This window comes from Frateuria flava, assembly GCF_017837635.1.
Taxonomy (GTDB): domain Bacteria; phylum Pseudomonadota; class Gammaproteobacteria; order Xanthomonadales; family Rhodanobacteraceae; genus Frateuria_A; species Frateuria_A flava.
In genome coordinates, this window is the sequence record NZ_JAGJRS010000021.1 from 234,791 (window position 1) to 247,555 (window position 12,765).

The 12,765-nt window shown below is 65.9% G+C and carries 10 protein-coding genes; 6 read left to right on the forward strand and 4 right to left on the reverse strand.

The genetic code is table 11. The features are described from left to right. Positions 1–60 precede the first annotated feature (60 nt). The 4 genes from mnmE to rpmH all read right to left on the reverse strand — a co-directional run bounded on the left by mnmE (position 61) and on the right by rpmH (position 3,778). Positions 61–1,401 carry a tRNA uridine-5-carboxymethylaminomethyl(34) synthesis GTPase MnmE gene (gene mnmE / locus J7I44_RS11490; RefSeq protein WP_209620671.1) on the reverse strand — a complete coding sequence of 447 codons (1,341 nt, stop codon included), beginning with the start codon at positions 1,399–1,401 and terminating at the stop codon, positions 61–63. 94 nt (positions 1,402–1,495) lie between these two features. Continuing rightward, positions 1,496–3,187, reverse strand: coding sequence for a membrane protein insertase YidC (gene yidC / locus J7I44_RS11495; protein ID WP_209620674.1), 1,692 nt, complete (start codon positions 3,185–3,187; stop codon positions 1,496–1,498). Between the two features lie 61 nt (positions 3,188–3,248). Next, complete coding sequence (gene rnpA / locus J7I44_RS11500) at positions 3,249–3,629, reverse strand: ribonuclease P protein component (protein WP_209620677.1); 381 nt, start codon at positions 3,627–3,629, stop codon at positions 3,249–3,251. 14 nt (positions 3,630–3,643) lie between these two features. Then, on the reverse strand, positions 3,644–3,778 hold the full coding sequence (gene rpmH, locus J7I44_RS11505) for a 50S ribosomal protein L34 (protein WP_008211413.1): 135 nt from the start codon (positions 3,776–3,778) through the stop codon (positions 3,644–3,646). Positions 3,779–3,959: 181 nt separating this feature from the next. Between rpmH and dnaA the strand changes: the two genes are divergently transcribed. The 6 genes from dnaA (at position 3,960) to J7I44_RS11535 (ending at position 12,722) form a co-directional block, all read left to right on the forward strand. After that, entirely contained in the window at positions 3,960–5,291 is a 1,332-nt protein-coding gene (dnaA, locus tag J7I44_RS11510) for a chromosomal replication initiator protein DnaA (RefSeq protein ID WP_209620680.1), read from the forward strand. A gap of 228 nt (positions 5,292–5,519) precedes the next feature. Further along, positions 5,520–6,620, forward strand: a complete 1,101-nt coding sequence (dnaN, locus tag J7I44_RS11515; RefSeq protein ID WP_209620683.1) for a DNA polymerase III subunit beta — start codon at positions 5,520–5,522, stop codon at positions 6,618–6,620. 87 nt (positions 6,621–6,707) lie between these two features. Then, positions 6,708–7,787: a DNA replication/repair protein RecF gene (gene recF / locus J7I44_RS11520; protein WP_209620687.1), complete on the forward strand. Its 1,080-nt coding sequence runs from the start codon at positions 6,708–6,710 to the stop codon at positions 7,785–7,787. A gap of 65 nt (positions 7,788–7,852) precedes the next feature. Beyond that, positions 7,853–10,267: a DNA topoisomerase (ATP-hydrolyzing) subunit B gene (gene gyrB, locus J7I44_RS11525; RefSeq protein WP_209620691.1), complete on the forward strand. Its 2,415-nt coding sequence runs from the start codon at positions 7,853–7,855 to the stop codon at positions 10,265–10,267. Positions 10,268–10,557: 290 nt separating this feature from the next. Beyond that, positions 10,558–11,859 carry a tetratricopeptide repeat protein gene (locus J7I44_RS11530; RefSeq protein ID WP_209620694.1) on the forward strand — a complete coding sequence of 434 codons (1,302 nt, stop codon included), beginning with the start codon at positions 10,558–10,560 and terminating at the stop codon, positions 11,857–11,859. Between the two features lie 206 nt (positions 11,860–12,065). Next, positions 12,066–12,722: an energy transducer TonB gene (locus J7I44_RS11535; RefSeq protein WP_209620697.1), complete on the forward strand. Its 657-nt coding sequence runs from the start codon at positions 12,066–12,068 to the stop codon at positions 12,720–12,722. Positions 12,723–12,765 lie beyond the last annotated feature (43 nt).

Here is a 12,765-nt window from a genome sequence, read left to right on the forward strand (position 1 = left end):
AGGGGAAAGCCAGCGCAAGGCCACGGCCCGGGCTGCCTGCGATTCATGCCGGCGACCGCGCTACTTGCCGATGCAGAAGCTGCCGAAGATCGCGCCGAGCAGGTCGTCGCTGCTGTAGCTGCCGGTGATTTCGCCCAGCGCATGCTGGGCGTGGCGCAGGTCTTCCGCGGCCAGTTCTCCCGCGCGGGTGGCGGCGAGGGCGGCGGCGGCGTGGTCGAGATGGGTTTGCACGCGTTCGAGCGCGGCGACGTGGCGGCGGCGGGCACTGAAGGCGCCTTCGCCGCTGCCCAGGCCGGCGCGGGTCTTCAGTTCCGCGCGCAGCAGGTCGAGGCCTTCGCCAGTGCGCGCCGACAACCAGAGGTGAGGCAGGCCCGCGTGCATTTCCGCGCGCGGCGGCTGTGTCTCCAGGTCGATCTTGTTGACGATGACCAGCCGCGCGACGTGCGTCGGCAGTTCGTCGAGCAGGTCGGGGTCGACATCGGCATGCGCCACGTCGGTGACCAGCAGCACGAGGTCGGCGCGCGCCAGTTCCGCGCGGGCGCGACGCACGCCTTCGCGCTCGACCTCGTCGTGTGTCTCCCGCAACCCCGCGGTGTCGGCGAGCTCCAGCACCGCACCGTCGAGGCTCACCGTTTCTCTGAGCACGTCGCGGGTGGTGCCGGCGATCGCGGTCACGATGGCGCGCTCGCTTTGCGCCAACGCGTTGAGCAGGCTGGACTTGCCCGCATTGGGTCGGCCCACGATCGCGACCTTGAGGCCGTCGGTGAGACGCACGCCGCGGCGGGTTTCGGCCAGCAATGCGGCCAGCTGCGTGCGCAGCGCGTCGAGCTCATGCGCAATGGCCGGGTCTGCCAGGAAGTCGATTTCCTCTTCCGGAAAATCGATCGCGGCCTCCACGTGTACGCGCAACGCGATCATCGCGTCGAGCAATGCATGCACGCGCTGCGAGAACACCCCGTCGAGCGAACGCAACGCGGCGCGTGCGCCGGCTTCCGAACGCGCGGCGATGAGGTCGGCCACCGCCTCGGCCTGGGCGAGGTCCAGCTTGCCGTTGAGGAAGGCCCGCTCGGTGAACTCGCCCGGCCGCGCCAGCCGCGCGCCGAGCGCGCACACGCGCTTCAACAGCAGGTCCAGCAGCACGGTGCTGCCATGACCCTGCAGTTCGAGCACGTGTTCGCCGGTGTAGGAGTGCGGCGCGGGAAAGTGCAGCAGCAGGCCGCGGTCGATCAGCGCGCCGCCGTCGTCAAGGAAAGAGGCCAGGTGCGCATGGCGCGGCTGCGGCGCACGACCGAGCAGTGCCTGCGCGATGGCCGGCACGCGCGCCCCCGATACACGCACCACGCCGATGCCGGCGGCCCCGGGCGCGCTGGCGATCGCGGCGATGGTGTCGGTGTCGGCCATGGGGGAAACCGTAGGGTGGGCTTCAGCCCACCGCAAGCCGCGGGGAGGGTGGGAGTGGATGGGGCGTAACGCCCCACCTGTGCCGTAATCGGACTCAGGCTTTCGCCTTCGCCTCGCCGTGTTCCACCTTGTGCGTGATGTACCACTGCTGGCCCAGGCTCACCAGGCCGTTGACCACGTAGTACAGACACAGGCCGGCGGGGAAGAAGGCGAACAGCACCGCGAAGATCAGCGGCATGAACTTCATCATCTTCGCCTGGGTCGGATCCATCCCGGTAGCCGGCATGAGGTACTGCTGGCCCAGCATCACCAGCGTGTACACCGCCGGCAGCACGAAGAACGGATCGGGTGCCGACAGGTCGTGGATCCAGCCCACGAACGGCGCCTGGCGCAGCTCCACGCTCTCGCGCAGCACCTCGTACAGGCCGTAGAAGATCGGGATGGTGATCAGCACCGGAAGGCAGCCGGTCATCGGGTTGACCTTCTCCTTCTTGTACAGCTCCATCATCGCCATCTGCATCTTCTGCTTGTCGTCGCCGTAGCGCTCCTTCAGCGCGGTCACGCGCGGCTGCAGCTTGCGCATCTTGGCGCTGGAGCGGTACTGCGCGGCGGTGAGCTTCCAGGTCAGGCCCTTGATGATCAGCACCAGCAGGATGATTGCCACGCCCCAGTTGCCGCTGACCTTCTCCAGCCACGACAGCAGCGCGTGCATCGGCTGGGCGATCACGGTGAACACGCCGTAGTTGGTCGCCAGCGCCAGGCCCGGCGCCACCGAGTCGAGCGTGCCCACCAGCTTCGGGCCGATGTACAGGCGTGCGCCGGTGGACTGGCTCTGGCCCGGCGCCACGGTCAGTGCCGGGCTGACCGCGCGGATCAGGTAGGTCGGATGGTCGCTGTCGGGGTTGACCACGTCGGTGCTGTAGCTGGCTTTCTGCTGCGCCGGCGGGATCCACGCGGCGAAGAAGTAGTGCTGCAGCATCGCAGCCCAGCCGCCGGCGAACGACTGCTGCAGCGCGTCTTCCTGGAACTTGTCGAACTTGAGCGACTGGAAGTGATCTTCAGGGCTATACCAGCCGGCGCCGAAGAAGCTGGCGGCCGACGGGTCGGTCATGTTCTGCAGCCAGCCACCGTGTTCCTGGCGCGGTGCGCGCTGCAGCTGCTCGTAGGCGCTGCCCTGCCAGGGCGTGGTGCCGGTGTTGTCGATGCGCTGGTCGAGCCCGACCACGTACTGGCCGCGCTTGAGCGTGTAGCTCTTGGTGACCTTGATGCCGTCCTGCTGCCAGGTCAGGTCGACCTTGAGCTCGGGCAGGCCGTTGGCCAGCTCGTAGTGCGTCTGCGCCGACTGGAACAAGGCGCGATGGTCCGGTGCAGGGCTGCTTGCGCTGACCAGGCCGCTCTGTGCGACGAAATACTTGTCCGGCGTGTCGGCCAGCAGGCGCACCGGCGGTTGCTCCGGATGCTTGCGGGTGATTGGCTCGGCCGGGTAGGCCAGCAGGTCGGCGCGCACCACGCTGCCGCCGCGGGTGTCCACGGTCAGGCGCAGCACGTCGTTGCTGATGGTGATCAGTTGCCCGGCGGCCGTGCTTGCCGGGCCGCCGCTGGCGATCGCTGGCGTCGCGGCGCCGCTGGCGCCCGGCACGGTGTTGTCCGCCGGCGCGTTCGCGCTGGCCGCCGCGACCGGGGCGTTGTGCGCCGGCGCCGGTGCGTAGTCCTTCTCCCAGGCCATCCACAGCAGATAGGCCACGGCCAGCAGGGCAAACAGGAGAAACGTACGCGTCTGGTTCATCGCGGGGCAATTCCGGTGGCACCGCGAGCAGGAGCCGCGGAGGGACAGGAGAAAAGGGAGGTCAACACGCGATTGTGCCGGTGCCTTCGGTGGGCTTCAACGGCGGCAGCCGGCGCCAGAGCGCGTCGAGCTCGGCCAGCAGGGCGGTGCCGGACGTGACCGCGGCGGCTTCGCGCGCCATCACGACCAGGTCGATCGGCGGCAATCCGTGGCGGGCACGGCGGAACGATTCGCGCACCAGGCGCTTGATCCGGTTGCGGTCGACCGCGCGCTTGGAGACGCGTTTGGACACGGCCAGCCCCAGGCGGGCGTGGTCCAGTCCGTTCGGACGCCAGCGCACAGAAAAACAGCGGCCGCCGAGGCGGCCGCTGGCTTGACGCAGGGCGGCGAAGTCGCCGGCGCGGCGGACCCGCGCGTCGCGCGGCAGGCCGGCGGCAGGCATGACTGCTGTGCCGCTTACGGGATCAGGCGCTTGCGACCCTTGGCACGACGGGCGTTGAGGATCTTGCGGCCGTCGGCGGTCGCCATGCGGGCACGGAAGCCGTGGGTGCGGGCGCGCTTGAGCTTGCTCGGCTGGAAAGTCCGCTTCATGGCTTGAGCTCCAGAAGATAAGTCGACAAAAAGGTTGGAAATTATGGAGCCAGCGTGGAGGAGCTGTCAAACCTGCCCTGGTGCGGCCTGTGGACATCGCTGGGGATATGCTGGGGGTTGGCTGCTAGACTTGCCGGTCCACCCTGCGCTTCGGCGCCCCATCGTTGGTCAAGAACTATCCATGAGTGATCTGTGGCGGCGCTGCCTTGAGCGTCTGGAAAGCGAGCTGAGCACGGAAGAGCTGCACACCTGGCTCATGCCGCTGCAGGCGCGCGAGGACGACGCCGGCGTGCACCTGTTCGCGCCCAACCCGTACACGCTGGACACGGTGCGTGAGCGGTACCTGCCGCGGATCGAGGTGGTTCTAGGGCAGCTGGCCGGGCGCGATTGCCCGGTCCGGCTGGAAGTCGGTTCCAGCGCGCCCCGCCCGGCCCGGCCGGCTGCCACGGCCAAGGCCGCCGCCGCGGAACCGGTAGCACCCGCGCAGGTCTTTCCGCACAACCTCGATCCGCACTACACCTTCGAAACCTTCGTCGAGGGCAAGTCCAACCAGTTGGGCAAGGCGGCGGCCATGCAGGTGGCGATGAATCCCGGCCGCGCCTACAACCCGTTGCTGCTCTATGGCGGCACCGGCCTGGGCAAGACCCACCTGATGCATGCGGCCGGCAACCTGATGCGCGAGCGCAACGCCAGTTGCAAAGTGATGTATCTGCGTTCGGAGCAGTTCGTCGGCGCCATGATCGAGGCGTTGCGCACCAAGAACATGGATCAGTTCAAGCAGCGCTTCCGTTCGGTCGACGCGCTGCTGATCGACGACATCCAGTTCTTCGCCGGCAAGGACACCACCCAGGAAGAGTTCTTCCATACCTTCAACGCGCTGTTCGAATCGAAGCAGCAGATCATCCTGACCTGCGACCGCTACCCCAAGGAAGTGGACAAGCTCGAGCCGCGCCTGAAGTCGCGCCTGGGCTGGGGACTGTCGGTGGCGATCGAGCCGCCGGACTTCGAGACGCGCGCGGCGATCCTGCTTTCGAAGGCGCAGGACAAGGGCGTGGCGGTGAGCGAGAACGTGGCGATGCTGCTGGCCAAGCGCATCCGCTCGAACGTGCGCGATCTGGAAGGGGCGCTCAACACGCTCGCGGCGCGGGCCAATTTCTACGGCAAGCCGATCACCACCGATTTCGCCGAGGAGACCCTGCGCGACCTGCTGGCGACCCACGCGCAGGCGGTGACAGTACCCAACATCCAGAAGATCACTGCCGAGTACTTCAACGTGCGGCTGCAGGATCTGCTGTCCAAGCGGCGCGTGCGCTCGCTGGCGCGGCCGCGGCAGATGGCGATGGCGTTGTCCAAGGAACTGACCGAGCACAGCCTGCCCGAGATCGGCGAGGCGTTCGGTGGTCGCGACCACACGACCGTGCTGCATGCCTGCCGCACCATCAGGAAGCTGTGTGAGACCGATGCGCGCATGCGGCAGGACTGGGAGCAGCTGATCCGCGTACTGACGGGCTAACCGCTTGAAAAGGGGGGGTCCAAGCTGTGGATAATAGGTGGATGACTCCGTGCCTGACTTTATCCACAATCGACCCACAGCCGGCCGGTACGATTGGACACAGGCAAGAAGCTGATTAAGCCTCTGATTTGCAAGGGGAAGTTGGCGAAAACGAGATATCCACCGCGCCAACAACAACTACCGTACTTCTTTTAAAAAAACAGAACAGCAGTTAGGGGAAGCCCACACATGCAATTCAGCATCCAACGAGAAGCCTTGCTCAAGCCGCTGCAGCAGGTCGTGGGCGTGGTCGAACGGCGACAAACGCTGCCGGTTCTGGCCAATCTGCTGGTGAAGGTCGGCGACGGCCGGGTGTCGTTGACCGGCACCGATCTGGAAGTGGAGATGGTCGCCACCACCCCCGCGGATCAGCTCGGCGACGGCGAAATCACGATCCCGGCGCGCAAGTTGTTCGACATCGTTCGAGCGTTGCCCGACGGGGTGCGGATCGACCTCAAGCTCAACGGTGACCGCGTGGCGTTGAATGCCGGACGCAGCCGTTTCACGCTGGCCACGTTGCCGGCGAGCGAGTTCCCGACGATCGACGAGATCGAGCTGGTCGAGCGCGTGAGCCTGCCCGAGGAGGTGCTGCGCGACCTGATGGAGCGCACTGCTTTCGCGATGGCCAACCAGGACGTGCGTTACTACCTGAACGGCATGTTGCTTGATCTGCAGGAACATACCCTGCGCTGTGTCGCGACCGATGGCCACCGGCTGGCGCTCAAGGAGACTCAGCTCGATAGCAAGGTGGCCGCACGTCGCCAGATCATCATCCCGCGCAAGGGCGTGAACGAGCTGGTTGGGCTGTTCGAAACCGGTGACGGCCAGGTGGAACTGGAATTTGGTCGCAACCACTTGCGCGTACGCCGCGGCGGTGTGGTGTTCACGTCCAAGCTCATCGATGGCCGTTTTCCGGACTATGAAGCGGTGATCCCGCTGGGTGCCGACAAGCGCGCGACGCTGGACCGCGAGGTGTTGCGCGGGGCGCTTCAGCGCGCGGCGATCCTTTCGAACGAGAAGTATCGTGGCGTGAAACTGGAGCTGTCGCCCGGCAAGTTGCGCATCGTGGCGCACAACCCGGAACAGGAAGAAGCCGTCGAGGAGGTCGAGGCCGACACGGTCGTTTCGGATCTCGCCGTGGGTTTCAATGTGGGCTACCTGCTCGATGCGCTGGCTGCGCTGAAGGGCGAGCGAGCGCGGCTTAACCTGCGCGATGCGCAGTCCAGCTGTCTCGTGCAGGAGGACGACAACGACCAGTCGCGCCACGTGATCATGCCGTTGCGCCTGTGACCGCATGAGGGTCGGTCGACGTAACGTCGCCCTGAAACGCCGGAGTCGTCGCGAGACGCTCCGGCGTTGTTCGTTGGAGAGGAGCGAATGAGGTTCGAGCGCCTGCGTATCCAGGGGCTGCGCTGCCTGACGGACGTCTCGGTCGAACTGGCCGAGGGCATCCACGTCTTTGTTGGCCCCAATGGCGCTGGCAAGACCAGTGTGCTGGAGGCGGCCTATCTGCTGTCGCATGGGCGTTCGTTCCGGAGCGGTGCACGCGAGGCGCTGTTGCAGCGGGGCAGCGCTTCGTTGGCGGTCTTCGCCGAGGCCAGCGGACCCGGAGGGATCGGGCGCCGCTTGGGGCTTGGACGCGAAGGTCAGCGGTGGGAGGCGCGCCTGGATGGGGAAGACGTGCCACTGGGCCTACTTGTCCGGGCCTGTGCCGTGGTGTGTTTCGAACCGGGATCCCACGCGCTGATTGCCGGTGCGGCCGAGGAACGACGTCGCTTTCTCGATTGGGGTGTGTTCCACGTGGAACACGGCTTCCTGGAAGCCTGGCGGCGCTACCAGCGCGCGCTGAAGCAACGCAATGCGCTGCTGCGGACGGGTGCACCCGGTCCCGATGCGCTTTATGCGCCATGGGAGAGGGAGCTGGGGGACATGGCGACCGCCATCGATAGTTACCGGCGGGACTATCTCGACCGCCTTGTTCCAGAACTCGCGACAAGCGCTGGCTCGCTGCTGCCGGAGCTCGGAGTGATGGCGCTGCGGTACCGGCGCGGATGGAACGAGGATTCGGACCTCGCGAGCGTTCTCGCTGACCAGCGGGGCAGGGATCTGGCGCGTGGTCATACAACGGCAGGCCCCCACCGGGCGGACTGGTCGCTGGCATTCGAACACGCTCCCCAGCGTGAGCATCTCTCACGTGGTCAGGAGAAGCTGACGGCCCTTTCCTGCCTGCTGGCCCAGGCTGGCCTTCACGCAACCTGTCGGGGCGAGTGGCCTGTCGTCTGCCTGGATGACCTGGCCTCGGAGCTGGATCTGGCGCACCAGGCTGCGGTTGTCGAGCGCCTCGCCCAGGTGGGCGCCCAGGTGTTGGTCACGGGGACCGAATGCCCCCAGCCGCTGCTGGCCCGTCCGCACCGCATGTTCCACGTGGAACAGGGGCAAATCCGCCCTCTGCTATAATGACCGGATGGCTTTTCCCGCGCCGACGCCGTCGGAAAGTGGGGTAGCGCGGCAACGGGCAGGGCATGAACGCATCCTACGATTCGAGCAACATCAAGGTACTCAAAGGCCTGGAAGCGGTGCGCAAGCGCCCGGGCATGTACATCGGCGACACGGATGACGGCACCGGCCTGCACCACATGGTGTTCGAGGTCGTCGACAACGCGATCGACGAAGCCCTGGCCGGCTACTGCGACCACGTGACGGTCACCATTCTCGACGACGGTTCGGTCAGCGTCAGCGATAACGGCCGCGGTATCCCGGTCGACATTCACCCGGAAGAGGGGCGCTCCACTGCCGAGGTGGTGATGACCGTGCTGCACGCCGGCGGCAAGTTCGATGCGAACTCCTACAAGGTGTCCGGCGGCCTGCACGGCGTGGGCGTCTCGGTGGTCAACGCGCTGTCCTCGCACCTGTGGCTGACCATCTACCGCGATGGCAAGGAATACCAGCAGGAATACTCACTGGGCGAGCCGCTGTACCCGCTGAAGGAAGTGGGCGAGTCCACGCGCCGCGGCACCACCGTGCGCTTCCTGCCGAGCACGGAAACGTTCTCCAACATCGAATTCCATTACGACGTGCTGGCCAAGCGCCTGCGCGAGCTGGCCTTCCTCAACTCCGGCGTCACCATCGACCTGGTCGATGAGCGCGGTGAGGGTCGCCACGACACCTACGCCTACGAGGGCGGCATCCGTTCCTTCGTGCAGCACCTGGCGCAGCTAAAGACCGCGCTGCACCCGAACGTGATCAGCCTGTCCGCCGAGCAGGACGGCATCACGGTGGAACTGGCGATGCAGTGGACCGACTCCTACCAGGAGACGATGTTCTGCTTCACCAACAACATCCCGCAGCGTGACGGCGGCACCCACCTGACCGGTTTCCGCGCCGCGCTGACCCGCTCGCTGCAGAACTACATCGAGAAGGAAGGCCTGGCCAAGAATGCCAAGGTCGCCTTGTCGGGCGACGACATGCGCGAAGGCCTCATCGCGGTGCTGTCGGTGAAGGTGCCCGATCCGAAGTTCTCCTCGCAGACCAAGGACAAGCTGGTTTCGTCCGAGGTCAAGACGGCCGTCGAGCAGGCGGTCAACGAGAAGCTGGGCGAGTTCCTGCTGGAGCACCCCAACGAGGCCAAGTCGATCGCCTCCAAGGTGGTCGACGCCGCCCGCGCCCGCGAGGCTGCGCGCAAGGCGCGCGAGATGACCCGCCGCAAGGGCGCGCTGGATATCGCCGGCCTGCCGGGCAAGCTCGCCGATTGCCAGGAGAAGGACCCGGCGTTGTGCGAACTGTTCCTGGTCGAGGGTGATTCGGCCGGCGGCTCGGCCAAGCAGGGCCGCAACCGCAAGACCCAGGCCGTGCTGCCGCTGAAGGGCAAGATCCTCAACGTCGAGAAGGCGCGCTTCGACAAGATGCTGTCCTCGGCGGAGGTCGGCACCCTGATTACCGCGCTGGGCACCGGCATCGGCAAGGAGGAGTACAACCCGGACAAGCTGCGCTACCACCACATCATCATCATGACCGATGCGGACGTGGACGGCTCGCACATCCGCACGCTGCTGCTGACCTTCTTCTACCGCCAGATGCCCGAGCTCATCGAGCGCGGCCACGTGTATATCGGCCTGCCGCCGCTGTACAAGCTCAAGCAGGGCAAGCAGGAGCTTTACCTGAAGGATGACGCGGCGCTCAACGCCTACCTGATCTCCAGCGCGGTCGACGGCGCCGAGCTGGTGGCCGATCCGCATGCGCCGGGGATCACCGGCGAACGGCTCGAAAAGCTGCTGCGCGATTACCAGACCGCGCTGGACCAGATCGAGCGGCTGGGCCATCGTTTCGACGCGAACGTGCTTACGGCCATGCTCGAGCATCCGCCGATCGGCCCGGCGCTCTGGACCGACGAGTCGGCGATGCAGGGCTGGCTGGACGCGCTGTTCGGACGCCTGGCGGCCAGCGGCCTGGGCAAGCCACGCTACCGGCTGGCCCTGCGCCCGGCCAACGAGCAGCAGCCGGCCGCGATCGAAGTGGTGCGCGAGCAGCACGGCCTTTCGCACACATGGCTGCTGCCGCAGCCGTTTTTTGGCAGCGCGGAGTTCCGCCCGATCCTGACTGTCAGCCAGCAGTTGGCCGGCCTGGTCCAGCCGGAGGCGGTGGTACGCCGGGGCAATGCCTCGCGCGGCATCGTCTCGTTCGCCGAAGCTCGCATCTGGCTGCTGGACGAGGCCAAGAAGGGTCGCAGCATCCAGCGCTTCAAGGGTCTGGGTGAAATGAACCCGGAGCAGCTGTGGGAAACCACGGTCAACCCGGAAACCCGGCGCATGCTGCAGGTGGGGATCGAGGATGCGATCGCCGCCGACCAGATGTTCTCGATGCTGATGGGCGAAGCGGTCGAACCGCGCCGCGACTTCATCGAGGCGAACGCACTGAAGGTCGCCAATCTGGATATCTAGAAGCCGACGTTGCCGCGTACCGCGCGGCAGCGTTTTTCTTTGTCGATCTGTAATAACACATTAATACGGCACCACATTCACGGGAAGCCGCGTTCGTTCCGCCCCGGCGCGTTCCCCGTCATGACACCAAATTGCCGGAAAATTTTCATGCGACATGGCAACGTGACCGCAAGCCTTTGATTTGCAAAAGCCTTACATGCGGCAGTGCGACTTGTTATCGCCTGCCTGCTCGCGGTACGCTCAACGATCCCCCGCACTGCTTGTGCGAAAAACCTTACATGAGGACTGCCATGAAGCATGTTCCCTTCCTCAAGCTGTTGAGCGGCACGGCGCTCGCGCTCGCGCTCATCGGCAGCCCGGCGATCGCCCGTGACCGCCACGGCGACCAGGGTTCCAAGGAAACCAAGCAGGCGCTCTACCCGAATGCCACCCGCAAGGAACCCAAGCTCGACCTCAAGAGCGAGAAGGAGCAGAAGAAGCTCAACGAGGGTCTCGAAGCGGTCAACGCGGGGGACAAGGACAAGGCGATGCAGTTGCTGCAGCCGCTTGCCCAGGACGCGGACAGCAAGTACGCCCAGTCGCTCGCGCTGCAGGGCATCGCCAACCTCAAGTACAACGACGGCGACCTGAAGGGTGCCATCGCTTCGCTGAAGCAGGCGCTGGATATCGGCGTGCTGCCGAACGACACCTTCTTCCAGCTCGAGTACGAACTGGCCCAGTTCTACCTGGCCGACGAGCAGTACCAGCCGGCGATCGACACTGTCGAGAAGTGGCGCGCCGAAGGCAAGCGCGAGACCCCCGAGTCCTACGCGCTGGAAGGCAACGCCTATTACCGCTTGGAGAAATATCCCGAGGCGATCACCGCGCTGAAGAAGGCGATGTCGATGACCGACAAGCCGGAAACCTCGTGGACGCAGGTCCTGATGGCCTCCTACTCGGAGTCCGGTCAGGCCGACCAGGCCGCACAGCTCGCCCAGCAGCAGTTGGCTTCCAACCCCAACGACGCGACCGCGATGAACAATGCGGTGGCGGTCCTGATGCAGGCACAGAAATATCCCGAAGCCATCGACCTGATGGAGAAGGCCCGCGCCAGCGGCAGCCTGAAGGACGAGAAGCAGTACGTGAACCTGGCCAAGCTCTACCTGATCACCGGCCAGAACAGCGATGACCCCAAGCCGAACGCCAAGAAGGCCGAAGCGGTGCTCGAGGACGGCATGGCCAAGGGCGTGGTGGCTTCCAGCTATGACAACCAGAAACTGCTTGGCGACGCCGCCTATATTGCCGGCGACGAAAGCAAGGCCATCGCCGCCTACAAGAAGGCCATGCCGATGGCAAAGGATGGCGAGGCTGCGCTGCGCGCCGGCCAGCTGCTGCTGGGCCAGCAGAAGTACAGCGACGCCCGGACACTGATCAAGCAGGCCATCGCCAAGGGCGTGCAGCACAAGGGCACGGCCTACATGCTGCTGGCCGATGCCGAGCGCGGTCTCAAGAACAAGCCGGGCGCGATCGCCGCCATGAAGCAGGCGGCGCAGGACCCGGATACCGCGGCCAAGGCGAAGGCCTGGTTGAAGCAGGCAGGAGCCGGCAAGTAAGGCCTGCGGCGTACGCCTCCGTGAGGCCGGATGGACGTCCATTTGGCGGCCTCACGGGTGCTATACAAACGCCATGGCCTGTTGTACCGTTGAGAACCCTTTTCCCGCGCAATGTCCAGTGGCAGATGTCACCCGATCGGGTCGAGATTTGCCGTTCGATGCTGCGACCCCGCCTTTCCCGATTGACTAGCTCCAGAAAGTGACAGATGGCCTCGAGTAACGAAGAATCCGGCCGCGCGTTCAGTTGGAGGCGCACCTGGGCGTTGGCTGTTGCCATCGCGCTGCATTCGTTTGCATTCCTGCTGCTGATCGCGCCGCCGGCGCCGCCGAAGCAGGAACAGGCGAAGAAGGAGCGCATCGTCCAGGTGAACTTCATCGAGCCGCCGCCGCCGCCGCCCCCGCCGCCGCCGCCGCCGCCGGAACCGCCCAAGCAGCCGCCGCCGAAAATCATCCAGCAGGTGACGCCGCCGCCAACCCCGCCGCCGCCGGCACCGCCGCCGGCCGTGGAAGAAGCGACGACCAACCCGATTCCCGCGCCCCCGCCGGCGCCGCCGGCACCGCCTGCGCCGCCTTCGGACATCACGGCCAGCCAGGACATCAGCTACAACAGCCGCATCCAGCCCCGCTATCCGCCGCAGGCGATTCGCCAGCGCCATGAGGGCACGACGACCCTGTTGATCCTGGTGGCCGCGGACGGTACGCCGAAGGACATCAAGGTCGAAACCTCCAGTGGCTATCGCGAGCTGGATCGCGCGGCGATTGAAGCGGCCCGTAAATGGCGTTTCAATCCGGCCATCAAGAATGGTCAGAAGACCGAAGGTTACGTCCGCGTTCCCGTTGCCTGGAATCTCAATCAGCTGTAATCGAAGGTTACAGTCCACCAGTTCACGCCTGACATCTCTAAAG

Excerpts from the sequence above, each read along its gene's own strand:
- gyrB (WP_209620691.1), top strand. The coding sequence starts at position 7,853 with ATGAACGCATCCTACGATTCGAGCAACATCAAGGTACTCAAAGGCCTG.
- recF (WP_209620687.1), top strand. The coding sequence starts at position 6,708 with ATGAGGTTCGAGCGCCTGCGTATCCAGGGGCTGCGCTGCCTGACGGAC.
- yidC (WP_209620674.1), bottom strand. The coding sequence starts at position 3,187 with ATGAACCAGACGCGTACGTTTCTCCTGTTTGCCCTGCTGGCCGTGGCC.
- J7I44_RS11535 (WP_209620697.1), top strand. The coding sequence starts at position 12,066 with ATGGCCTCGAGTAACGAAGAATCCGGCCGCGCGTTCAGTTGGAGGCGC.
- dnaA (WP_209620680.1), top strand. The coding sequence starts at position 3,960 with ATGAGTGATCTGTGGCGGCGCTGCCTTGAGCGTCTGGAAAGCGAGCTG.
- mnmE (WP_209620671.1), bottom strand. The coding sequence starts at position 1,401 with ATGGCCGACACCGACACCATCGCCGCGATCGCCAGCGCGCCCGGGGCC.
- J7I44_RS11530 (WP_209620694.1), top strand. The coding sequence starts at position 10,558 with ATGAAGCATGTTCCCTTCCTCAAGCTGTTGAGCGGCACGGCGCTCGCG.
- rnpA (WP_209620677.1), bottom strand. The coding sequence starts at position 3,629 with ATGCCTGCCGCCGGCCTGCCGCGCGACGCGCGGGTCCGCCGCGCCGGC.
- dnaN (WP_209620683.1), top strand. The coding sequence starts at position 5,520 with ATGCAATTCAGCATCCAACGAGAAGCCTTGCTCAAGCCGCTGCAGCAG.
- rpmH (WP_008211413.1), bottom strand. The coding sequence starts at position 3,778 with ATGAAGCGGACTTTCCAGCCGAGCAAGCTCAAGCGCGCCCGCACCCAC.